Source organism: Hyphomicrobium sp., from assembly GCF_036833075.1.
In the GTDB taxonomy this organism is placed as follows: Bacteria; Pseudomonadota; Alphaproteobacteria; order Rhizobiales; family Hyphomicrobiaceae; genus Hyphomicrobium_C.
This window is the reverse complement of the sequence record NZ_DAITQL010000012.1, coordinates 1-20858: the sequence shown is the minus strand read 5'-3', so window position 1 is coordinate 20858 and position 20858 is coordinate 1. Positions and strand designations below refer to the sequence as shown.

The 20858-nt window shown below is 62.6% G+C and carries 19 protein-coding genes and 1 tRNA gene; 9 read left to right on the top strand and 11 right to left on the bottom strand.

What is annotated here, in order from left to right:
- Nucleotides 1-122: 122 nt before the first annotated feature.
- The 4 genes from V7082_RS05655 to pdxR form a co-directional block, all read right to left on the bottom strand.
- A complete protein-coding gene (locus V7082_RS05655; RefSeq protein ID WP_334146641.1) occupies nucleotides 123-593 on the bottom strand; it encodes a hypothetical protein in 471 nt (156 codons plus the stop codon).
- 58 nt (nucleotides 594-651) lie between these two features.
- Nucleotides 652-1107 (bottom strand): cupin domain-containing protein, encoded by a 456-nt coding sequence (locus tag V7082_RS05650; protein ID WP_334146640.1) that lies wholly within the window; start codon nucleotides 1105-1107, stop codon nucleotides 652-654.
- Between the two features lie 208 nt (nucleotides 1108-1315).
- Complete coding sequence (locus V7082_RS05645; protein ID WP_334146639.1) at nucleotides 1316-1750, bottom strand: DUF3617 domain-containing protein; 435 nt, start codon at nucleotides 1748-1750, stop codon at nucleotides 1316-1318.
- Between the two features lie 191 nt (nucleotides 1751-1941).
- On the bottom strand, nucleotides 1942-3441 hold the full coding sequence (pdxR, locus tag V7082_RS05640) for a MocR-like pyridoxine biosynthesis transcription factor PdxR (RefSeq protein ID WP_334146638.1): 1500 nt from the start codon (nucleotides 3439-3441) through the stop codon (nucleotides 1942-1944).
- A 228-nt stretch (nucleotides 3442-3669) separates the two neighbouring features.
- On the opposite strand from pdxR, the gene V7082_RS05635 reads away from it, so the two are divergent.
- From V7082_RS05635 to V7082_RS05625, 3 genes are all read left to right on the top strand, one after another.
- Nucleotides 3670-4287 carry a GNAT family N-acetyltransferase gene (locus tag V7082_RS05635; protein WP_442909757.1) on the top strand — a complete coding sequence of 206 codons (618 nt, stop codon included), beginning with the start codon at nucleotides 3670-3672 and terminating at the stop codon, nucleotides 4285-4287.
- A complete protein-coding gene (locus V7082_RS05630; protein ID WP_334146637.1) occupies nucleotides 4284-4955 on the top strand; it encodes a DMT family transporter in 672 nt (223 codons plus the stop codon). The genes V7082_RS05635 and V7082_RS05630 overlap by 4 nt, the downstream gene beginning before the upstream one ends.
- Nucleotides 4956-5216: 261 nt before the next feature.
- Nucleotides 5217-6056 (top strand): isocitrate lyase/PEP mutase family protein, encoded by an 840-nt coding sequence (locus V7082_RS05625; protein ID WP_334146636.1) that lies wholly within the window; start codon nucleotides 5217-5219, stop codon nucleotides 6054-6056.
- 233 nt (nucleotides 6057-6289) lie between these two features.
- Here V7082_RS05625 and V7082_RS05620 read toward each other — a convergent pair whose 3' ends face one another.
- Together V7082_RS05620 and V7082_RS05615 are read right to left on the bottom strand one after the other, a co-directional pair.
- Nucleotides 6290-7927: an ATP-binding protein gene (locus V7082_RS05620; RefSeq protein WP_334146635.1), complete on the bottom strand. Its 1638-nt coding sequence runs from the start codon at nucleotides 7925-7927 to the stop codon at nucleotides 6290-6292.
- 296 nt (nucleotides 7928-8223) lie between these two features.
- Nucleotides 8224-8297, bottom strand: a tRNA-Gln gene (locus V7082_RS05615).
- 428 nt (nucleotides 8298-8725) lie between these two features.
- On the opposite strand from V7082_RS05615, the gene V7082_RS05610 reads away from it, so the two are divergent.
- Together V7082_RS05610 and V7082_RS05605 are read left to right on the top strand one after the other, a co-directional pair.
- On the top strand, nucleotides 8726-9913 hold the full coding sequence (locus V7082_RS05610; protein ID WP_334146634.1) for a Ppx/GppA phosphatase family protein: 1188 nt from the start codon (nucleotides 8726-8728) through the stop codon (nucleotides 9911-9913).
- A 13-nt stretch (nucleotides 9914-9926) separates the two neighbouring features.
- On the top strand, nucleotides 9927-10664 hold the full coding sequence (locus V7082_RS05605; protein ID WP_334146724.1) for an RlmE family RNA methyltransferase: 738 nt from the start codon (nucleotides 9927-9929) through the stop codon (nucleotides 10662-10664).
- Nucleotides 10665-10813: 149 nt separating this feature from the next.
- On the opposite strand, the gene pqqA is transcribed toward V7082_RS05605, so the two are convergent.
- The gene (gene pqqA, locus V7082_RS05600) at nucleotides 10814-10903 is read right to left on the bottom strand and encodes a pyrroloquinoline quinone precursor peptide PqqA (protein ID WP_291176319.1); all 90 of its coding nucleotides are present in this window, start codon (nucleotides 10901-10903) and stop codon (nucleotides 10814-10816) included.
- Nucleotides 10904-11207: 304 nt separating this feature from the next.
- Here pqqA and guaB point away from each other — a divergent pair, with 304 nt between their 5' ends.
- Both guaB and V7082_RS05590 read left to right on the top strand, forming a co-directional pair.
- Nucleotides 11208-12707: an IMP dehydrogenase gene (guaB, locus tag V7082_RS05595; RefSeq protein WP_334146633.1), complete on the top strand. Its 1500-nt coding sequence runs from the start codon at nucleotides 11208-11210 to the stop codon at nucleotides 12705-12707.
- Nucleotides 12708-12727: 20 nt separating this feature from the next.
- Entirely contained in the window at nucleotides 12728-14023 is a 1296-nt protein-coding gene (locus V7082_RS05590) for an RsmB/NOP family class I SAM-dependent RNA methyltransferase (protein ID WP_334146632.1), read from the top strand.
- On the opposite strand, the gene V7082_RS05585 is transcribed toward V7082_RS05590, so the two are convergent.
- Together V7082_RS05585 and V7082_RS05580 are read right to left on the bottom strand one after the other, a co-directional pair.
- Nucleotides 14007-15017: a leucyl/phenylalanyl-tRNA--protein transferase gene (locus tag V7082_RS05585; protein WP_334146631.1), complete on the bottom strand. Its 1011-nt coding sequence runs from the start codon at nucleotides 15015-15017 to the stop codon at nucleotides 14007-14009. The two genes, V7082_RS05590 and V7082_RS05585, sit on opposite strands and share 17 nt — an antisense overlap.
- Nucleotides 15018-15126: 109 nt before the next feature.
- A complete protein-coding gene (locus V7082_RS05580) occupies nucleotides 15127-16029 on the bottom strand; it encodes a leucyl/phenylalanyl-tRNA--protein transferase (RefSeq protein ID WP_334146630.1) in 903 nt (300 codons plus the stop codon).
- 207 nt (nucleotides 16030-16236) lie between these two features.
- Between V7082_RS05580 and guaA the strand changes: the two genes are divergently transcribed.
- Nucleotides 16237-17784: a glutamine-hydrolyzing GMP synthase gene (gene guaA / locus V7082_RS05575; protein ID WP_334146629.1), complete on the top strand. Its 1548-nt coding sequence runs from the start codon at nucleotides 16237-16239 to the stop codon at nucleotides 17782-17784.
- A gap of 307 nt (nucleotides 17785-18091) precedes the next feature.
- Complete coding sequence (locus V7082_RS05570; RefSeq protein ID WP_101516787.1) at nucleotides 18092-19294, top strand: tyrosine-type recombinase/integrase; 1203 nt, start codon at nucleotides 18092-18094, stop codon at nucleotides 19292-19294.
- Between the two features lie 89 nt (nucleotides 19295-19383).
- Here the strand turns inward: V7082_RS05570 and V7082_RS05565 are convergent, their stop codons facing one another.
- Together V7082_RS05565 and V7082_RS05560 are read right to left on the bottom strand one after the other, a co-directional pair.
- Nucleotides 19384-19629 (bottom strand): helix-turn-helix transcriptional regulator, encoded by a 246-nt coding sequence (locus V7082_RS05565; RefSeq protein WP_026437060.1) that lies wholly within the window; start codon nucleotides 19627-19629, stop codon nucleotides 19384-19386.
- A 103-nt stretch (nucleotides 19630-19732) separates the two neighbouring features.
- On the bottom strand, nucleotides 19733-20743 hold the full coding sequence (locus V7082_RS05560; RefSeq protein WP_334146628.1) for a LuxR family transcriptional regulator: 1011 nt from the start codon (nucleotides 20741-20743) through the stop codon (nucleotides 19733-19735).
- Between the last annotated feature and the right edge of the window lie 115 nt (nucleotides 20744-20858).

Sequence of the window (20858 nt, the reverse complement as noted above, 5' to 3'; positions counted from 1 at the left end):
AACTGAGTGTTGATTGAATCCGTGAAGTCCGAGGTGACGTGTCTTCTCAGACATTGCGGACTGTCGTGATCGCCTTCAATTCCTGTCGTTGGTCCCAAATAGGCCTGACTCTATTGGACAAATTATCTTTTCATCGGCCCTGAAGTCGTGGCCGCGCTGCAATCACCAACGCGCTCGCCGTACTGGATTTCTATGTCAACCAGATTGCCGTCTCCGTCCGTCACCTCGATGCGGCCGCGAAAGCTTTCCGGCTCCAATGCGAACATTCCAACCGCTGAAAGGGGTATGTCAGGAGCACACTGCGCCATGAAGCCGGTACGAGTTTCGCCGGCGCAGATTTCGTACTTCGGACAGGACGAGGCGGGTGAAGCGCTCAGCATCTCGAAAGTGCCGTGCGCGGCGATGGCTTGTGGTTCAAGGCAGCGTTCAACCTGGCGGACGGTCGTCTGACGTCCAGTTGGGACGTCCTCCGCGATGACATCTATTCTATAGAGGCCGGGCTTCAGCACATGAACAAAGCCTGTGGCCCACGATGCGGACTGAAAAGACAGCACGACAAGGATCGTCGCCGCCAAGGGAGTAGGAGAATTCATCTTGGCCTCTCGAAAAAGGTCAGGGCCGCTAAACCCAAGCGGCCCTGCGAGGGGAGACCTATCTTTTCGGCGGAGGTTCAGGAAAATACTGGATATCGAAAGGGCGAGAGAGCTTCAGGTACAATATGCAAGAAGCTGCCGGGCCGCATTCAAGTCCGTGTGGCGGTGCATTACCAGGAAAACTAATGTAGGTGGGCCCATTGAATTGGGTTCGCGTTCCGTCATGGGCAATTAGCGTGAAAGCACCACTGATCCACATGTAGAGCTCGTCGGAGGTATGGCTGTGGTTGGGTACTTTGTAGCCGGGAGCAAATCGTAGCAACGCCTCGGCCTCGCCCTTTGAGAGGTCACCCCGAAGCACTGCGATCTCCGCGCCTTTCGGCATTCCCTCAACTTCGAGCGGCGACCAAACGACCTTTTCAACATCGACGATCGTCTGGTCCTTGCCAAAGGATAGAGGATTGGAATTGGAACCCAACTCAGCAGCGGGAAGCAGCTTGGGTGTGATCAACATGGGGACAAGCACGAGAGCATATCTAAGCATAGCTTTTACCTGCATTTTACAAGCATGGGTACGATGCTAGTGACGACGGTGCCTGTTAAAAGACGACCGCTATTGCTCTTGATAGTCCGCGTATGATGCGCGTGATCCATCCACTCGGGAAGAGTCGATCAGACCACTATGGGCGTGAGAGCGCCTGTTTTAGCTCGTTGGTTTTGGGTTAGGAGTGCGGCGTTTCACTGCAAACACCGATGCGCTTTCCCCTCTGGCGTTCCGTCAATGTCATGTTCTTGTGGCCCATCTTCATGTCGACCGTCCCGATGAAGCCATCAGGTGAGAGCCGATACTTAGCCCATGCGACTGCTCGATTGTGTCCCTCACATACGAGATCGAATGTCAGTTCATTTCCACTCTCTCGGATGTTTGATGCTGGGCACCGCGCAAGCTCGTTGTTATCGCTCAACACTATCAAGCCATGCGTGCCGCCGTCTGTTATGCAGATCTTTGTGGTCTTTAGGACCGCGGCAGCCTCGACGTGTGGCAACGTGAGGCTCATTTGGACTTCATATTCTCCAGGCTCAAGCGCCGAAGCGTTTCCGCCGGCTGCTAGCCCTGTCACATAAACGAAAAACACTGCTAGTCCGGCACGTCCCATAGCGTATATCCCATCGTCCGAAGCGATGTTGGAGATCGCAAGCGACGATCACCGGTTGCTGTTGAATTTAAAAATTGGGCAAGATCATCCGTTGCACTAGAAGTGTGCGCCCATTGATGAATCCTATCATGAGCAGGATCTGGTTCGGCCTACCACTTGGGTAGCCTCGGTCAGACCATTGTACCCAATGGTCAGCGGGTTTTCTTTCTAGCCATCGATCGAAGGATGTGCGCGAGCTTCTTGACTGCAGCCTCAAGTTCGGCCGGTGTATACGCTGCGAAGCCCAGCAGAAATCCTGGTTTACCGCCGCCTGCTGCGTAGAGCGCCGACAAGCCCGTGAGATCTATGCCTTCACGGCGCGCCCCATCGATAACGGCACGCTCGGACAGGTCGCATGTTAGTATGCACGGCATTTGTAGACCGCCGACGGGAATGCGAGGCTCGATGAATCCCGAAAGATGCTTGCCGACTAGGCTGGCTAGCACTTCGAGCCGTTCTGCATAAAGGCCCCGCATGGCTCGAACGTGTGCCCCGAAATGTCCACCCTCCATGAACCGGGCCAGCGTCAATTGCGCAATCGAGGCGGTATGCCCATCGAGCAGCGTACGCGCGACGGTCATGGGTTTTACCAGTTGGGGTGGCAGCACGACGTAGCCGATGCGCAAGCCGGGAAAGAGTGATTTGGTGAATGTCCCAATGTAGATCGTGCGGTTGTGCGGATCGAGCCCTTGTACGCAAGCGGTGGGCTTGCCAGCATAATGGAACTCGCTATCGTAATCGTCTTCGATGATCCAAGTCTGATGTTCGACGGCCCATTCAATCAATGCCAGACGACGATCCAGCGCCAGTTTTGCGCCGGTCGGGAATTGATGCGATGGCGTGAGTGAGACGGCCTTCGCGCGGCGCGCATCACCCATAATCTGTTCCACCATGATGCCCTGGTGGTCGACACGGACCGGCACGCATTCCAGGCCAGCAGCTTCGAATGCTTTACGTGCACCGTGATAGGCGGGGTCTTCAATGAAGATACGATCACCGGAATCCAGCAGCATGTTCGCGCAGAGAGCCATTGCTTGCTGTGAACTCGTAAGGACCAGCACGCGCTCTGCCGTTGCTCTGGCTCCGCGTTCTAGATTCACATAATCGGCTATCGCCCGTCTCAGCGACTCAACCCCTTGTGGGTCGCTGTGCAGAAGCGCTTGCGTGCCGGCCTCCTTCAATACTTGCCGCTCAAGACGTTCCCATAGCTGAAGCGGGAAGGTGCGCGTTTCAGGAACGCCCTGCGTAAATGGATGAGGCGAAAATATGCCCCCCACGCCGCCACCTTGAAACATCACGGTTCCGCGCTTGCTTAGCTTGGGTGACTGCCTACGCAGTGATGCATCGCGTCTAGAGCGCCGTTGGCCAGTGGCGAACTCGGTTATATCTGCGACGAAGCTACCGCTGCCAATGCGCCGTTCAATGAACCCCTCTGCATGGAGCTGCGCATAGGCGGTTTCGATTGTATCACGGGACACTCCCAGTGATTTTGCGAACGCGCGGGAACCGGGCAGCGGTTTACCGGCGCCGAGCGCCCCATCGAGGATCAGTTGCCGGATGGCTCGCTGTATTCGCGCATGAAGCGGCATCGCTCCATGTGCTGGGTTGGCGACCCACGCCTTTACGGATTCCAATTGCGAGTGCTTAAACAAATGGTCTGGCACCTTCTCCGGAAGTGGCAGGATTAATCAGGCCATTAGTTGATATCATGTCAAGGCGTGTTTTTCGCGTTGTACCTTCGGAGACTCATCAAAGTCATGTCACCGACTTCGTTACCATCATCGCTACTCAACGGTCTCGCACATCTATCGGCCGCCGCTGGAGACAGCGTCGAAGTGAGTTTGGCCGATTGGCAATCTGCGCCGAGGCCAGAGCGAAAGGTGCTCGAGGGTGCATTTGTGCGACTGGAGCCGCTCAACGCAGAACGGCATGCGCAGACATTGTTCGAAGCAGCAATCGCGCCCGGTGCAGACGATCGTTTCAGATATCTCGCGGAAGTCCCGCCGGCTGACTTCGAGGAGCTTCATCAATGGTCGACTAGGGCCGCTGCGAACAGCGATCCGTTGTTTTTCGCTGTCGTCGACAAGCGTACTGGACGGGCGGAGGGCCGTCAGTCTTTCATGCGGATCGATGCTGGCAACGGCGTGATCGAGATCGGCCACATAATGTGGGGGCCAGCGATTGCGCGCACACGTATCGCAACCGAGGCACTATTTCTCTTCGCTGACTACGCGTTCGGACTTGGATACCGCCGCTTTGAATGGAAGTGCAACGATCTCAATTTGCCTTCCAAGCGCGCAGCCGAACGCTTCGGCTTCAAATTCGAAGGCCTGTTCCGCCAACATATGGTGGTGAAGGGTCTCAACAGGGACACGGCGTGGTTCTCTATCATCGATAGAGATTGGCCCCGATTGCGGGCGGGTTATGAAAACTGGTTGAGGCCGGAGAATTTTGACAGCTCGGGCACCCAATTGACGAAATTAACCCTTCAGCCGTGAGCACCTACACCCCCGAAGACTCAGATGCGCACGGCAACTTCGCTGCTAAGGCGGCCTTGCTTGTCGTTGGGTTCGTGTGGGGTGGGAATTTCGCCGCCACCAAATTCGCTTTGGAGGCGTTCTCCCCATGGACCTTCCGAACCGTCTCCTACACGGCTGGCGCCGTTCTCCTCATGCTGGTGGCGGTACTGGCTGGCGCCAGTCTTCGTGTCGACAGGGCAAGCGACCGCTTGCATCTGGCTATTTCGGGCCTTTTCGGTTGTGCGGGGTTTGGAGCACTGTCGGCGATCGCGGTGCTGCACACCTCGACCGGCCGCGCAGCTATATGCACTTATACCATGCCGATTTGGGCCGTCTTGCTCAGCCGGGTAGTTCTGAAGGAACCCCTGACTGTTTCGCGTGTCGCGTCGCTGACCTTATGTTGCGCCGGACTGTCAATCCTGCTCTGGCCATTGGTCCGGGCAGACGTTTCGCTCGGGGTGCTCGCGGCCTTAGGAGCAGCTGTCAGCTGGGCCATCGCCGTCGTGTATCTTAAATGGGCGCGCGTCACCGCGCATCCGTTTGCCATGGCGGTGTGGCAGCTTCTGGCGGGCGCAATAGCCTCCGCGATCGGTGCCCTCTTTGAAAGCCATGCGGCGTGGACTCCGATGGGCACACTTCCAATGTAGGGCTTGGGTTACGGCGCCATTGTTGGAACGGCCATTGCCTACCCGCTTTGGTTCCGCACGCTCCAACGTCTTCCCGCTAGCACGGCCGGCCTCGGCACTCTTCTCGTTCCACGTTCCAGTCTTCGGTGTCGCAATTTCGACCCTGCTGCTCAATGAACAACCAACCCAGGCCGATTGGTTCGGGTTCGCTCTCATTCTATCGGCCGCCGTCGTGGCGTTGAGCCCTGAGCCGCGCGCCCCGCAGAAGCATAGGAGGAGTTGATGTCGGATCAGCAGAAAAAATACGAACGCTTGAAGTCATTGCACAAGAGCGACAAAGCGTTCGTCATACCCAACCCGTGGGATGCCGGATCGGCTCGACTTCTGACTAGTTTGGGTTTCGACGCTCTTGCGACGACAAGTGCCGGATATGCGTTTTCGAAGGGTAAGCGAGACACGCTGCCAGGTCTTAGTCGGCGCTCTATACTCGAAAATGCCGCTGAAATTGTTAGCGCGACGCATCTTCCTGTTTCTGCCGATCTTGGAAATGGTTTTGGGTCAACGCCCGATGCCTGCGCGGAAACCGTCCGCATGGCGTGCACTATCGGTCTGGTTGGCGGCTCTATCGAAGACGCCACGGGTGATCCTGATGCGCCGATTTTCGACATATCTCAGGCAATTGAACGCATCAGGACAGCTTCGAAGGCTGTGCGCGGTTTACCGTTTGTGCTGACGGCCAGAGCCGAGAACTATCTTTGGGGACGCCCTGATCTCGACGATACGATTAGGCGCCTGCAAGCCTTTTCCGAAGCCGGGGCAGATGTGCTCTATACGCCGGGGCTTCCCGACATTGATGCCATCAAAGCCGTATGCCGTGCCGTGGATAAGCCTGTGAATGTGGTAATGGGCCTCAGAGGGCCGACCTACTCGGTTGCGGAGTTGTCGGATGCGGGAGTGCGCCGGATCAGTGTAGGCGGATCGTTCGCACGGGCTGCGCTCGGCGCATTGATGCGAGCGGCCGAGGAAGTGAGGACATCGGGCACTTTCCGCTATGTCGCTGACGCACTTCCCGGCTCGGTTGTCGCCGAGCTCATGTCGGATGAACGCGTGGACGGGAATTGAGTGGATGCTCAGCGGTGTTTGCGCTCCGTCGCAATCGAGCGCTGCGAGCGGGATAGGCCGCCGAGCACGGAGCTTTGAGATGCCGATTTGGCGGGCTGTAACGAGGTGCTTATCGAGCGTCGTGAACGGATTTGATTGATAGTAAGATCAGTTTATATCAATGGGTTATGCTTCTCTATCGAGCGATCTATCAAGCAGCTTGCACAGATAGGCCGCGATTTTGCTTGATAGGCTTAAGACGGTAGCTTGTAGCGGCGCCACCGCCGCTCACCCTCCGCGGCGATCTTGCCGCTCTTGATAAGCGCATCGATTGCGCGCTTGAGCCTGAACTTGTCGATCTCAGCGCCGATGCGCTGATTGACCTCCGAAGCAGACGACAGGGGATACCGTCTCAAGTCCTCCAGGATCAACGCTTCCAGGCGATGCGGTTCGATCCGCCCGAGCGTCGTCGTAGCGGATGCTTCGAGGATGCGCATCACATCCGGCACGACGAAGTACTTGGTCGCTTTGGTGCGTCCGCTCGACTCGACGAGCTTGAGGTCTTGCAGCCGTCCGAGCCAGGGCCGAAGCTGATCGGCGTCGTCGAGCATCAGCGTCTCTACAAGCTGACGCGCCGTAAGATGCTCGGATTGGGCAAGCAGGCCGAGGCAGATCATCTCGCGCTGGCGGAGTTGAAAGGTGAGGTTCGCCTTCTCCAGCATATCAATCACCTCCGGCTTGAGAATGCGGCGCCCGACGACGACTTCGACACGGTCATGGCGTTCACGCAGATGCGGGACGCCGCGGCCTTGTGCCAACAGCACCTGATACATCGTGTCGAACCCCGAGCCTTCGCGATCCATCAGCTTCAGGTCATGGAATACCCTGGCGAGGTTCTCGTTTCGTCGTGCGGTGGCGTGGAGAACTGTCGCCGGCGTCACGCCGATCGGGAGTGGGCCCGGGTTCACCACCTCGAGGCGATCCGGGTACGAGTTAAGGAAGATGTCGCCGTGCTGGGTATAGGGTCGATGCACCAGTGCATTGACCAATAGCTCGCGCACGACCTTCTCGTCATAGGCTGGCACCTGCTTGCGGAACATCCCGTCGGGCAACTCGTAGCTTTCTCGGAAGTCGGGAACCTCGCTCCACACCGCGTCCACCAACTCTATTGGTGACAGGCTGTAGTCGTCCCAGACCAGCTTATTCAGCTTGGCGTCGCGGTCGTCGAACTTGATGAACTGCACGACTGGTGCCGTACCGAGAGCGGTGCGATCATTCCGGCGGCCTATGCACAGGACGCCGAGGTTGGTTAGCCATTCGCCATCCGCAAAGCCATAGTGATCCAGCAACTCGTCCTCGGATTTCTCCTTGACGGAATCCTTCACGCGGTCAGATGCGCGGATACGTGCCGCAAAGGCGGCAAGCTTCGCTGGGTCCGGCTGTGTGCGCGGTACGCGCGCAGACGTCAGCGTCTCCCATGATACCGTCGTGCGGTCCTTGGTGAGCCTCAGAATGTCATCGCCTGCGATGGCGCGGTTCCTGTCTCCTTCGCGCACGTAGTATTTGCCGCTGGAAGTTGACGGCACGGAAGGCGAGCGCGGCACGTGAACTTCGATGTATTCGCCGCCGTTCTCCGCACGGCATACCGTTGCATGAGCGGTGACGTTGACGGTCAGCTCGCGCATCCGACGCGTCACTGTTGCCGGAAGATCGCTGGGTATTCTTTGCGCCGGCGGAGGGAGGTCGGCGCCGTCCTCGATCCCGATGACCAACGTGCCGCCGATAGCGGTGGCAAACGCCACGCAGCACTCGGCAAGCTCGGTCCAGGCCGTCGACTGACCGGTGACCTTGCGCAGCGACTTCTTCTCGAATCGGTGGTGTTCCCCGCTCATCCTGCGAGCTTACGGGTGCTTGCGGCGCCGAGCTAGCGTGAGGGCGGTCGATCGATTTGCGGAGCGTTTGGCGGCAGGCAGTGCCGATCGCTCATTTGCACAGAGTCAGAAGCAGCGGCTGAGAAAGTAAAGCTCAGCGGCGGAGCAAGATCACATCGAGTAGATCCTGCGACAAAAAATTTTTGCGCGCTGCCCTCACACCGGCGTGAGGGCAGGGGCTTTAGGCCTTGTCGAAAAGCTTTCCGTCGAGTTGTCGAAAAACCGATCAGGCTTGTTTGCTAACTCATTGATTTTGTTGGCTGGGGGACTAGGATTCGAACCTAGACAGGCAGAGTCAGAGTCTGCAGTCCTACCATTAGACGATCCCCCAAAGCCGGGATCGCGGCGGCCTTCGAGCTTGCGGTGTCAGATGGATGAGATCCGCCGCAGAGCCCGTTCCGGTGCGCCGGGTGGGGCCGTATAACAGCTCGCTCCCAACTGTGCAAGGATGGCGGGGTAGCGTGCGGCAGGGACAGCCCTGGCGCCGAAGATCGCCGTCTCTGCCGCATGGAGGCAGGGGCCGGCCGGGGACCGGGGGCGGCCGCAGGCAACCAGCGGAGAAGGGATGCGAAGCGAAGCTCCGCAGTGCCGATGTCCGGCGCCGTTTTTCCCGCAACATCGGCCGATGGATCCGCCTTTTGCTTTACGGGCCAATATCGCCTGCTACAGTGTTTCCAGATGCAGCCAGATCATGGCCTGACGAGAGGGCGAGCCGCTAGCGATGGCGCCTCCCTGGATCCAGGCACTGGGGAAAAAGACGTGTCGGAAGCTACGGACGACGAGCGCGCGGGCGCTCCCTCTCGCACTCTGCACCCGAGCGCCCCTCAGGCGGGCCCGGTGCGGACCGAAGCAGGGGCTCTTTCCCAACGGCCGCCCTTCCGCGGCCGACATCGTGCTGGCGGCGATGGTGGCCAGATCTACGGCGCGCTCGACCTCGGAACCAACAACTGCCGTCTCCTGCTCGCCCAGCCCTCGCGGCGCGGCTTCCGCGTGGTTGATGCGTTCTCGCGCATCATCCGCCTCGGCGAGGGCGTTTCGCAGACGGGCCGGCTGTCGGATGCGGCCATGCGGCGGACGATCGAGGCCCTCAAAGTCTGTGCCGCAAAGATCGCCCGGAACGATGCCGTCCGCGTCCGCTGTGTCGCGACCGAGGCGTGCCGGGTGGCGAGCAACGGGCGCGATTTCCTGGGGCGCGTCGAGCACGAGGTCGGGCTGAAGCTCGAGATGCTCGACCGGGAGACCGAAGCCAGTCTTGCCGTCTCCGGGTGCGCGTCGCTGATCGACTACCGCGCCAGCCACGTGCTCGTGTTCGATATCGGTGGCGGGTCGTCGGAGCTGATCTGGCTCGACCTTCCGAAATACGCAAACGGTCCTGATCTCAACGGCGGCGGCCGAACGGGGAGCACGTCGCACATCTCGGCCTGGACGTCGCTTCCCGTCGGCGTCGTGACGCTCGCCGAGCGGTTCGGCGGGCATCATGTGACGGGCGAGAGCTTCGAGCAGATGGTGGCCTACGTGACGGAGCTCATCCGGCCATGGGAGGCAGTGCACGGCCTGCGCGAGCGCGCCAACGGCGGAAACATGCATCTGCTCGGCACCTCGGGCACGGTGACCACGGTCGCCGGCATCCATCTCGGCCTCAAACGCTATGACCGCGCGCGCGTCGACGGGTGCTGGCTCGCGATCGACGAGATCCAGAAGGTGACCTACGCCTTGCTCGGCCGCTCCTATGTGGAACGCGTGGCGGAACCGTGCATCGGCCAGGAAAGAGCGGATCTGGTGCTGGCGGGGTGCGCGATCCTCGAGGCCATTCTCCGGATGTTGCCGGCCGAGCGCTTGCGCGTGGCCGACCGCGGCTTGCGCGAAGGCATCCTCGCGACGCTCATGACCGAGGATGGCGTCTATCGCACGGGACGGCGGCGCCGGCGCCGTCCGCGCTCCGGTTGAGGCTCCCATGCGCATGAAAGGAAAATCGGGCCGCGGGTCCAAGACAAAGGGCTCGGGCGGCGCGCTCGGATCGGCGGGCGGACAGCGCGAGCTCAACGTGCGCCTCAAGACGGCGCGCAGCCGCACGCCCTCGTCGCAACGCTGGCTCGAGCGTCAACTCAACGATCCCTATGTGACCGCCGCCAAGCGCGCGGGCTATCGGTCGCGGGCCGCCTATAAGCTGATCGAGATCGACGATAAGCACCGGTTCCTGAAGCCGGGTGCGCGCGTCGTCGATCTCGGGGCGGCGCCGGGAGGCTGGAGCCAGATCGCAGCCGAGCGCGTGCAGTCCGTCGGCGGGCGCGGCCAGGTGGTGGCGATCGACATTCTCGATATGGAGCCGCTCGCGGGGGTCGTTTCGGCGCGGCTCGACTTCATGGAGGACGGCGCCGAGGACTGGCTCAAGGCCAGGCTTCGCGACGGGGCGGCCGACGTGGTGCTCTCGGACATGGCGGCGCCGACCGTTGGGCACGCCCGGACCGATCATCTCAGGATCATGATGCTGGCGGAGGCCGCGGCGCATTTCGCGGGCGACGTGCTGGCGACGGGCGGGGCCTTCCTGTGCAAGGTGTTCCAGGGCGGCACGGAGCGCGATCTGCTCGACTTCCTGAAGCAGCACTTCCAGACCGTGCGCCATATCAAGCCGCCGGCAAGCCGGTCCGACAGCGCCGAGCTCTACGTGCTTGCGACCGGTTTCAAAGGGCGCGCCTGATCGACTTCAATCGTGATCGACGCATGGGTCCATATGCGGACAGATATGGACGCTGCAGGCGCGAGGGCGCCCAAAAACAGTAACGGCGGCCGCTTGCTCGACCGCCGTCTCTTGAGCTCGTCAGTGCACGAGCCCTTCTTCACCACCGATCAGATGATGTCGATCTCTGCCGGGAGGTAGCTCGTCACCTCGAGGCCAACTTCCTGCTCGCGTACGGCGGGCTTCGTCCAAATTTTCATTTTTTTCCTCCTTAGTCCGTGCCTTTGGAGCACTTCGGACGCGTCTTCCTAACGCGATAAACGCCCGAGGTCTAATTGAATTTTCCGTGCACGCCATCAAAGGATCTGATGTGCTACTGCGAGAAGCGATGGCGCCCGGGGCGGTGCCGGGCCGCCGGGGCGGGGTCCGCCGGCCGCTCGACCGCAGGGCCTCCCTTCCCCTCCCTTTCGGCCGGTGCTATAGGGCATCCGACATTCGCGCCGGCTCCCTCGTTTCGCGGCCGCTGCGCGCCCTCCGTGTCACGCCCCGCCCAAGGAGAGAACCATGGCTAAACGCCCAATCGATCGCGATTTGGGTCTAGCATTGACATTCGATGACGTGCTCCTGGTGCCGGCCGCGTCGGAAGTCCTGCCAAGTCAGGTCTCGGTGGCGAGCCGGGTTACACGCTCCATCTCCCTCAACATCCCGATCCTGTCCTCGGCCATGGACACGGTGACGGAGGGCCGCCTCGCCATCGCGGTGGCGCAGGAAGGCGGAATAGGCGTGCTGCACCGTAATCTCCTCCCCGAGGAGCAGGCGCGCCATGCGGCCATGGTCAAGAAGTACGAGGCGGGGATCGTTCTCAATCCCGTCACCATCCAGCCGGCGGCGACGCTCGACGAGGCGCTGAAGCTGATGGCCCAGCATTCCATTTCGGGCATCCCTGTGGTCGATGCGCCCGAGGCGGGCCAGTCCAAGGGCCGCCTGGTCGGCATCCTCACCAACCGCGACGTGCGGTTCGCGACCAATCTTCGCCAGCCGGTCGCCGAGCTCATGACCAAGGAGCGCCTGATCACGGTCACGCGCGACGTCAGCCGGGAGGAGGCGAAGCGGCTCCTGCACCAGAACCGCATCGAGAAGCTGCTGGTGGTCGACGAGGCCTATCACTGCATCGGCCTGATCACTGTCAAGGACATCGAGAAGGCCCAGAAGCATCCCAACGCCTGCAAGGATCCCGAGGGGCGGCTCCGCGTGGCGGCCGCGACCACCGTCGGCAAGGACGGCTGGGAGCGGACGGAGAAGCTGCTCGAAGCGGGCTGCGACCTGATCGTGGTCGACACGGCGCACGGCCATTCGCGGAGCGTGCTCGAGGCAGTGACGCGCGTCAAAAAGATGTCGAATGCGGTGCAGGTGGTGGCGGGCAACGTCGCAACGGCGGACGCGACGCGGGCGCTCATCGAAGCGGGCGCCGATTCGATCAAGGTCGGCATCGGGCCCGGCTCGATCTGCACGACGCGCATCGTGGCGGGCGTCGGCGTGCCGCAACTCACGGCCGTCATGGATTGCGCGGACGAAGCCCACAAGCACGACGTTCCCGTCATCGCCGACGGCGGCATCCGCTACTCGGGCGATATCGTGAAGGCGCTCGCAGCGGGTGCCGACTGCGTGATGATCGGCTCGCTGCTCGCGGGCACCGACGAGGCACCGGGCGAGACCTATCTTTATCAGGGCCGCACCTACAAGGCGTACCGCGGCATGGGGTCGATCGGCGCGATGGCGCGCGGCTCGGCCGACCGCTACTTCCAGCAGGAGGTGAAGGATACGCTGAAGCTCGTTCCTGAGGGCATCGAGGGGCAGGTGCCCTACAAAGGGCCGGTCGAAGGCGTCCTGAACCAGCTCGTGGGCGGGCTTCGCGCGGGCATGGGCTATACGGGCGCCAAGACGCTCGAGGACCTGCGCAACACGGCCAAGTTCGTGCGCATCTCGCCCGCCAGCATGCGCGAAAGCCATCCGCACGGCGTGCTCATCACGCGCGAGAGCCCGAACTATCCGGGCGCCGTCTGAGAGCGAGCTAGGATCGAGATGTGAGACCGGGTGGGCGCATCCAAGCCGCGGCCGAGGTGCTCGAGGACATGTTCGCGCGCCATCAGCCGGCAGCGGCGGCGCTGCAGGATTGGGGCAAGCGGCATCGCTTCGCGGGCTCCGGCGACCGGGCGGCGATCGGCACTCTTGTCTATGACGTGCTGCGCCGGCGGTTGTCGCTTGGCGCGCAGATGGCGAGCGATGCGCCGCGCTCCCTCGCGATCGCGGCCGCGCCGCGCGCGCTCGGCCTTTCCGTTGCGGACGTGATCGCGGCGTGCGACGGCAGCCGCCATGCCCCCGCGCCGTTGAGCGACGAGGAGCAGAGCCGTCTCGCGGCAGGCGTTCCGGCGGACGCGGCGGCGCATGTCGTCGCCGACATTCCGGACTGGGTCATGCCGTCCTTTCAGCACGCCTTCGGTGAGCGGGCCGTCGTGGAGTGCCGCGCTATGGCGGAGCGGGCGCCTGTCGACCTGCGCGTGAACGCGCTCAAGGCAACGCGGGACAAGGTGCTCTCCGCCCTCGCGGGGCTCGGCGCCGTGCCGACGGCGCTCGCGCCGCTCGGCGTGCGTATTCCGGCCCCGGTGGGAGCGGCCAAGAGCCCGCATGTGGAAGCCGAGGCGGCGCACGGCAAAGGCTGGTTCGAGGTGCAGGACGAGGGCAGCCAGATCGCTGCGGCGCTTTCGGGCGCGGGGCCGCGCCAGCAGGTGCTCGATCTCTGCGCGGGGGCCGGCGGCAAGACGCTGGCGCTCGCCGCCGCGATGGGAAACAGCGGACAGATCTACGCTTACGACAGCGACAAGGGCCAACTGCGGCCGATCTTCGAGCGCTTGCAGCGTGCGGGCGCGCGCAATGTGCAGGTGCTCGAGGGCGGCAACCGGGCGGCCCGCGACGCGTTGGGGCCGCGCTTTGACGTGGTGCTCGCCGATGTCCCCTGCACGGGCTCGGGGACGTGGCGGCGCAAGCCGGACGCCAAGTGGCGGCTGAAGCCCGAGGCCCTGGCGGCGCGGCAACGCGAGCAGCGCGAGGTTCTGGGAGAGGCGGCGGCGCTGGTGAAGCCCGGCGGGCGTCTCACCTACGTCACGTGCTCGGTGCTGCCCGAGGAGAACACGGACCAGGTGGCGTGGTTTTGCGAGACGTTTCCCGAGTTCGGCGTCATTCCCTTCGGGGAGACTTGGCCGGCGGTGATCGGTGGCGAGGCGCCGGCTTCGGCCGACGGGTCGGCCGAGACCCTGCTCCTGACGCCGGCCTCGCACGGGACGGACGGCTTCTTCGTCGCAAGCTTCAGGCGGGGCGCGTAGCGTCTCCCGCCGTCTTCTGCGGCATGCGGACGTCGGGCTCTCGCCTGGTCTTCGTGGTTTCCACGGCGTTGCCGGTGTGCTTGAGACCCGTGACCCACGCCGCGACGGTGGCGAGATCGGCTTCGACGGTCCACGGGAGCGGGTGGCCGCCAGCGTGGGCGTGCTCGGCGAGGAGCGCCTCGTACTCGGCGCGGGTGATCTCGCGGAAGCCCATCGCGTCCATCATGGGTGTGAAATCGCGGCCGTCGCAGAGCACGTAGCCCCATTTGGCGAGATGGAAGTAGAGCGCCGCGCTTGCCATCTTCGACACGTCGCGCTCGCGGCTGAAGAGCGAGTCCGACAGGAAGATGCGTCCGACGGAGATGCCGAAGCCGCCGCCGACGAGCCGGCCCTCGGCGTTCCAGATCTCGAAGGAGTGCGCGTGGTTCAGGCGGTGGAGGCCGGCGTAGAGGCGCTGCATCAGCGGCGTGATCCAGGTCAGCGCGTGCCAATTGTAGCTGCGCGGGCCGGCGCAGGCGCGCATCACCTCGCCGAACGCGGTGTCGAAGGTGACGGTGTAGGCGTTCTTCCGCATCTCCCTCAGAGTGCGCTTCTCGAGCTTGTGCTCGCCGAGGAACAGCACCATGCGCTTCTTTCGCGTCCACCACTTGAGCGGCCCGCAGTGGCTCCACGGAAAGAAGCCCAGGCGTACGGCGGCAAGAAACGTCTCCGGAGAGATGTCGCGGCAGACGCCGGCGAAGGTGTCGGGGCGCGCCCACGTCCGTCCCGGATCGGGCACGCGCGTGCCGCCGCGGGCCATGTCGGCGAGCGTATGGGCGATGAGCGAGGGACAGTCGGCGATGCGGCTCGGATGGAGCGCATAGGCCGTTCCGAGGACCCATCGTTGCATCCAGGCGCTCAGGCTCTCGCTTGGGCCCGCGTCCTCGCGGAACGCCTTCGGCGCGGCTAATGCCCCCGGCGTGGGCAATGCGGCGTGTTTCTCCTGCGCGAGCATGTCGATTGCGGTCCCGCCGTATCGCGTATGTGAAACTACGTCCGTATCAAGTTTGCGTGGTTGGACCGTAACCGGCCGCGCGGGTCGGGTGCGGTTTTCGGCGACGTGGTTAGGGGTTCGTTACTGGCTCGGCCTTCCAGGGCCCGGGGCGGTCCGGTGCGCCTGCGTGATCGCGCAAGACCTGCTCGTAGTCCGCGCGCGGGATGCGGCGGTAGCCGGTCTTCTCCAGCACCGGCGTCCAGTCGCGCGCGTCGACGAGCGCGAATCCCCACTGCTCGAGGTGATCGTAAAGCACGGCCGCGGCGAGCTTCGAGGTGTCGGTCTCGTTGCTGAACATGGATTCGCCGACGAAGACGCGTCCGATGGCGACGCCGAAGCCGCCGCCGACCAATTCGCCGCGCGCGTTCCAGACCTCGAACGAGTGGGCATGGCCCTGACGGTGAAGCCTGGAAAAGAGGTGCATGAAACGCGGCGTGAGCCAGGTGAGCGTGTGCCAGTTGTAGGCCCGCGGTGCGCTGCACCTCAAAACCACCTCGTCGAACGCGGTGTCGAAGGTAACGCGATACCGGCCCGATGCGCGCAAGCGCCTCACGCGGCGGCTCGTGTGGCGCTCCGGCAGGAACAGCACCATGCGCTCCCTGCGCGTCCACCATTTGAGGGGCCCGCAATGGGCCCACGGAAAGAAGCCGATGCGCAGGCCCGCAAGATAGGTTTCGGGCGTCAGCGCGCGTACGACGCCGCCGAACGTGTCGGGGATGGACCGGGTCCGGGCCGGGTCAGGAACCTCGGTCCTGCCTTTCAGGAGTTCGAGCGTGCTCCAGAGCATGAGGGCCGGCAGGCTGGCGATGCGTTGCGGCTGCAAAGCGTAAGCGGCGCCGAGCGCCCACCTCGTGGCCCGGGCGAACGGCGGCTCGCGGAGGGGAAGCTTTGCGACGGCACGTGTTTTTCGGCTTTCCGCCGCCTCAGCGGCAGGCGCGCCGGGGATGTGGACGGCTCTCTCTTGCACCAGCATGGGGCGAGTTTGCCGGTCACTGGTGAAGGAATTGCCTAAAGCTTGGTCCGTCGGATACCGAGGGATCCCACCCTCGTGCCCGCGCCGTCTCCGCCTGTGGGCCGCTGCCGCGGACGCCGGCTTGACGCTCGCCCGGCGGGGTGGTCTACCCCCATTTTGCCGACCGGGACCCTCTCTGTCCCCGTCCTCGGGAGCGATCCATCCCCCATGTCCGCGACTGTCCTCATCATCGATTTCGGAAGCCAGGTGACGCAGCTCATCGCGCGGCGCGTGCGTGAGGCGGGCGTCTATTGCGAGATCCACCCGTTCCAGAATGCGGATGCCGCGTTCGCGACGCTCAAGCCTGCCGCCGTCATCCTGTCGGGCGGGCCGTCATCGGTGCCGGAAGCGGGAAGCCCGCGCGCGCCCGCGGCCGTGTTCGCTCAGGGCATTCCGGTGCTCGGCATCTGCTATGGGCAGCAGACCATGGCCGAGCAACTCGGCGGCAAGGTCGAGAGCGGGCACCATCGCGAGTTCGGACGAGCCGTTCTTGCGGTCGCCGAGGAGAGCCCGCTGTTCGAAGGCGTGTGGGCCAAAGGCGAGCGCCATCAGGTGTGGATGAGCCACGGCGACCGCGTGACGCGGCTTCCGTCCGGCTTTCGCGTCATCGCGACGAGCGAGAACGCGCCCTTCGCCGCCGTCGCCGATGAGGCGCGGCGGTTCTATGCCGTCCAGTTCCACCCCGAGGTCGTGCACACGCCGGACGGTGGCAGGCTGATCGCCAATTTCGTGCACCGTATCGCCGGCCTCAAGCCGGACTGGACCATGGCGGCGTACCGCCGCGAGATGGTGGAGCGCATCCGCAAGCAGGTCGGCACCGGCCGCGTGATCTGCGGGCTCTCGGGCGGCGTCGACAGCGCGGTGGCGGCCGTGCTCATCCATGAGGCGGTCGGCGATCAGCTGACCTGCGTGTTCGTGGACCACGGGCTGATGCGGCTCGGGGAGGCCGAGCAGGTGGTCGGTCTCTTCCGTGACCACTACAACATCCCGCTCGTGCATGTGGACGCAGCGCGGCTGTTCCTCGATGCGCTGGCAGGGGTTTCGGATCCCGAGCAGAAGCGCAAGATCATCGGCAAGCATTTCATCGACGTGTTCGAGGCGGAAGCGGGCAAGATCGGCGGCGCGGATTTCCTGGCGCAGGGAACGCTCTATCCGGACGTGATCGAGAGCGTGTCGTTCAGCGGCGGCCCGTCGGTCACCATCAAGTCGCATCACAACGTCGGCGGACTGCCCGAGCGCATGAACATGAAGCTCGTGGAGCCGCTGCGCGAGCTCTTTAAGGACGAGGTGCGTGCGCTTGGGCGCGAGCTCGGGCTGCCGGATGCCTTCGTCGGGCGCCATCCGTTCCCGGGGCCTGGCCTCGCGATCCGCATCCCGGGCGACATCACGGTCGAGAAGCTCGACATCCTGCGGAAGGCCGATGCGATCTACCTCGACGAGATCCGCAACGCCGGGCTCTACGATGCGATCTGGCAGGCGTTCGCCGTGCTGTTGCCGGTGCGTACGGTCGGCGTGATGGGCGACGGGCGCACCTACGATCACGTGCTGGCCTTGCGCGCCGTAACGAGCGTGGACGGCATGACGGCGGATTTCTATCCGTTCGACATGAGCTTCCTGGGCCGCGCGGCGACGCGGATCATCAACGAGGTGCGCGGCGTCAACCGCGTGGTCTACGACGTCACCTCCAAGCCGCCAGGAACGATCGAGTGGGAGTGATCGGGCGTCTGGCACTGGCTGGCATCTAGTGGCACGAGAACACACCTAAGCCCGCGTCACTGCGGGCTTTTTTGTGATTTTGTTCGGCACTGCCTGGCAACATTTGGCATCGCCAAGCACCGATTCTTCATGGCATGATGGATGGCATTGAATGCTTCTGTGCCATGAGAAGTCGCAGATACCATGCAGCCACCTTGCGGATGTTCATGGTATTGATATGGCGTAACACAATGATTTTATTGTTGTTTTACGCCAGGATAGACCGATTTTCGGATCATGGTATTTGAGCTGAATCAGGGCGAGAACCATGCTGACCGATACCAAGCTGCGTAACCTCAAACCGAAGGACAAGCTCTACAAGGTGAATGACCGTGACGGCCTCTATGTAGCCGTGACGGCCGCCGGAGCGATCTCATTCCGCTACAACTACTCGATCCACGGTAGGCAGGAGACCATCACCTTCGGCCGCTACGGTGTCGGCGGCATCACCCTGGCGGAAGCCCGCGAGCGGTTGGGCGAGGCCAAGAAGATGGTCGCGGCCGGGAAGTCACCGGCCAAGGAGAAGGCGCGGGATAAGGCCCGCGTCAAGGACGCGGAGACATTCGGGGCCTGGGCGGAAAAGTGGCTGCGCGGCTACCAGATGGCCGACTCCACCCGCGACATGCGCCGCTCAGTCTACGAGCGCGACTTGAAGCCGAAATTCGGCAATCAGAAGCTGGTCGAGATTACCCACGAGGACTTGCGGGCACTGACCGATGCCATCGTGGAGCGCGGCGCGCCGGCAACGGCAGTGCATGTCCGCGAGGTGGTGATGCAGGTCTATCGCTGGGCCATTGAGCGTGGCCAGAAGGTCGAGAACCCGGCGGAGCTGGTGCGTCCAACGTCCATCGCCAAATTCGAGCCGCGCGACCGTGCGCTGACGCCCGACGAGATCGGCCTGATGTACCAGTACATGGAGCGCATTGGCACAGCGCCATCCATTCGGGCGGCGGCCAAGCTGCTGCTGTTGACGATGGTGCGCAAGAGCGAGCTGACCAACGCGACCTGGAGCGAGATCAATTTCAGCGACGCGCTTTGGACGATCCCGAAGGAGCGGATGAAGCGGCGCAATCCGCACCTGGTGTTTCTGTCCCGCCAGGCGCTGGACATCTTCATTGCCCTGAAAACCTTCGCCGGTGGATCGGACTACGTGCTGCCGTCGCGGTACGACTCGGACCTACCCATGAGCAGCGCCACGCTCAACCAGGTGCTGACGCTGACGTATCGGCTGGCGCAGAAGGAGGGAAAGCCGCTCGCCAAGTTCGGGCCGCATGACTTGCGGCGCACGGCCAGCACGTTATTGCACGAGGCTGGCTACAACACGGACTGGATCGAGAAGTGCCTGGCGCACGAACAGAGAGGCGTCAGGGCCGTCTACAACAAGGCCGAGTACCGCGAGCAGCGGACGGCGATGTTGCAGGACTGGGCGGACATGATCGACGAATGGACGCTCAAGCGGCCGAAGGCTTAAGTCAGAGGAGGGCAGGTAGGCAGCGCCTCCAGAACGGCGATCTTGGCCTCGGCTGTCATTGACACTTGAGGGGCGCGGCGTTTTAGCGGCTAAAAAGCGGTGGCTGCGACCGACGGGGTGAAGCCGGGTCGCATGGCCTGCGTGCCCGATGACTTGCGTGCCTCGATCCATTCCTCGATTTCTGCCAAGTCCCAGGCGACGTTTCGGCTGGTGAGTGCGATCCGGCGCGGGAACTCCCCGCGCTGTTCCATGTTGAAGATCGTTCGCTCAGACAGCGGGATCATCGCCAGTAGCTTCTTCCGGTTGATGAGTGTCTTACTTGTGGTTGCCTGCATCCCCTGGCCTCTTCAGTCACTTGCGAATATGTGCCTGATGGTGCCTGTCAATGCGGATCGATTCGGCCTAATGATTGACCCTTTTAGTTGACACCAAAAGAAATCAGCGGATGGGGCGCTTCTTCTTCAAGTGAAACATTGCGGGGATTGATGCCAGCGCCTTCGATACCGCTTGGCGCTCGATGCCCAACCTTCGCGCAATCTCCGACTGATTGAGTCCAGACCACTGGAGCATCAAGATCTGCTTCTTGCGATCGGATAGCTTCGAGTCCACCATCAGCCGCGCCTGGTTGCGCAGTTCCGCCTTGTCTGCAGGTTGCAACGTCTGGCGCATGACATAGTGGAAGAAGTAGCCGTCAACGAGTTGATCGCCCGATTTCACTTGCGGTGTTGCCGGCTTCGCGCATTGCTGGCTGAGCCTGGCTAGCTCAAGTTCAAACTGTGCGAGTGATCGCTTCGCCTGTCTGTATGCGGGGTTCCATTCGCCATTCGTTAGCTTGGGTCGATGCCCCTCGCAATACTGGTGACTAAGTTCAAGCTTCTTGCGATTCTCAAGCTCCGCATCGTTGACCTGCTGTTCCGCAACCTTGGCCATGAACGCGGAAAACTCCGTCAGCTCTCCGCAGAAGTCGCAGAAGCCGTGTTTCCGTTGCGCATTGAGACTGACGCCCTGAGCGGGGGCAGACGTTTGCGGGCGTTTGCTGGCACAGCAGCAAACCAGTTCGATCAAGGCTTCGAGGGTCGCGGTAAAGCGATGATCCCTTGGCGTCTGTCGGTCTTCCGTTTTGATGAACTGGCGTAGCAACTGGCGCTGCACGCGAACCATCGCATCAAGTCCTACCAGTCCAATGATCGCGCTGAAGCCCACACCCGTGCCAGCGCCGGGGACATAGCCCGAGTAACGTACGGGAAGGGTTGCCATGTAGGCGGCTACAGCAGGATCGATCACTTCCTGGATCAGTCGCCCGATGGGGTAGCGTCGCGAAGACGTGGAGTATGGCTTCCAACGTTCGCGGAAATCTTTGATGGACTGAGAAACGGTGGGGTCGCATCCTTCCCAGATGGGGATGTAGTAGCGACCAAGGCGCTTCTTTGCGTGCTCTTCGTTTTCCATGTCAACCATTATTGCCAACTAATAAGCTGCCATCAAGCCTGGCGCTGCGTAACCTTCGTTGCAATTCAGTTGATAACGGAGGTTTACGCAATGACGATGGAAGACACGCTGCTGC